The organism is Bergeyella anatis (genome assembly GCF_036016955.1).
GTDB lineage: Bacteria > Bacteroidota > Bacteroidia > Flavobacteriales > Weeksellaceae > JAYWXI01.
On sequence record NZ_JAYWXI010000051.1, the window covers coordinates 1 to 1,909 of the forward strand.

At 37.4% G+C, this 1,909-nt stretch carries 1 protein-coding gene; it reads left to right on the forward strand.

The window, feature by feature from the left end; all coding sequences use genetic code 11:
* Positions 1–1,909, forward strand: a 1,909-nt coding sequence (locus VQ048_RS12035) for a TraG family conjugative transposon ATPase (RefSeq protein WP_327611904.1), incomplete at both ends; no start/stop codon positions are given.

The window sequence follows — 1,909 nt, forward strand, 5'->3', positions numbered from 1 at the left end:
ACCTAATATTCAAAAAGAAAATCTAAGTTTTTTAACGCGTTCATACGAAAGACATTTTAATGAACGCCCTTTTCTAAATCATCGTTGCTATCTATTCATAACACAAACCACAGAAAAGAGAATGCAAACCCAAAGTAACTTTTCCTCTCTTTGCAAAGGGCATTTTCTTCCAAAACAAGTAACTCAAAAGGAACATTTCACTCGCTTTTTAGAAGCCGTTGCACAATTTGAACGCATCTTGAATGATAGTGGATTTCTAAAACTCACTCGATTGACCGAAAAAGACTATATCGGCGATAAAAATTCCAAAGGCTTATGGGAACGCTATTTTAGTTTAACCCCAGACACCCATCAAAGTTTACAAGACATTTGTCTATCGCCAGAAGAAATGCGTATTGGCAACCAACGCCTATGTTTACACACCTTGTCTAATACGGAAGATTTACCTGCCAAAGTATCCCCTGATAGTCGCTACGAAGGCTTATCGACTGATAGAAGCGACTGCCGACTATCCTTTGCAAGTCCAGTGGGTTTATTATTGAGTTGCAACCATATTTATAATCAATACCTTTTTATTGATAACTCTGAAAAGAATTTGAAACAATTTGAAAAGTCTGCTCGTAATATGCACTCACTCGCTCGGTACAGCCGTGCAAACCAAATTAACAAACAATGGATTGACCGTTATCTCAATCAAGCCCATTCTTTTAAGCAGGCTTCTATTCGGGCTCATTTTAATGTTATGGCGTGGTCAAACAATCCGCAAGAACTCCGTAATATAAAAAATGACTGCGGAAGTGCTTTAGCTTCTATGGAATGTAAACCCCATCATAATACGGTTGATGTTGCCACTTTGTATTGGGCAGGTATTCCTGGAAACGCTGCGGATTTTCCAAGTGAGGAAAGTTTTTACACTTTTATTGAACCCGCATTATGTTTCTTTACACAAGAAACGAACTACCATAGTTCGCCTAGTCCATTTGGTATCAAAATGTCGGATAGGCTTACAGGCAAACCTATTCATTTGGATATTTCGGATTTACCAATGAAAAAAGGCATTATCACCAACCGAAACAAATTTGTTCTCGGTCCTTCAGGAAGTGGTAAATCCTTTTTCACTAATCATATGGTTCGACAATATTACGAACAAGGTACTCATGTATTGATGGTAGATACGGGGAACTCTTACCAAGGTATTTGTGAACTAATCAATACTAAAACCAAGGGTGAAGATGGTGTATATTTTACTTATACCGAAGATAATCCCATTGCTTTTAATCCCTTCTATACCGATGATAATGTGTTCGATATAGAAAAAAGGGAAAGTATCAAAACACTCATTATGACCCTTTGGAAACGCGAAGACGAACCCGCAAGGCGTTCAGAAGAAGTCGCTTTGTCCAATGCGGTGAATCTCTATATACAATATATTAAAGACGATCCCGAGCATGAACCCTGTTTCAATGGGTTTTATGAGTTTGTAAAAAAAGATTATCGACTAGTCTTAGAAAAAAAGAATGTTCGGGAAAAGGATTTTGACTTGATGAACTTTTTGAATGTTTTAGAACCGTATTACAAAGGTGGTGAGTACGACTATCTTTTAAATTCGGACAAAGAAATGGATTTGCTCAACAAGCGGTTTATCGTTTTTGAAATTGATGCCATTAAAGACCACCCGATATTGTTTCCTGTCGTTACCATTATCATTATGGAAGTCTTTATCAATAAGATGCGAAGACTCCAAGGGATTCGCAAAATGATATTGATTGAAGAAGCGTGGAAAGCCATCGCCAAAGAAGGAATGGCAGAGTATATTAAGTATCTGTTTAAAACCGTTCGTAAATACTTTGGTGAAGCCGTAATTGTAACCCAAGAGGTGGACGATATTATTCACTCTCCAATAGTAAAA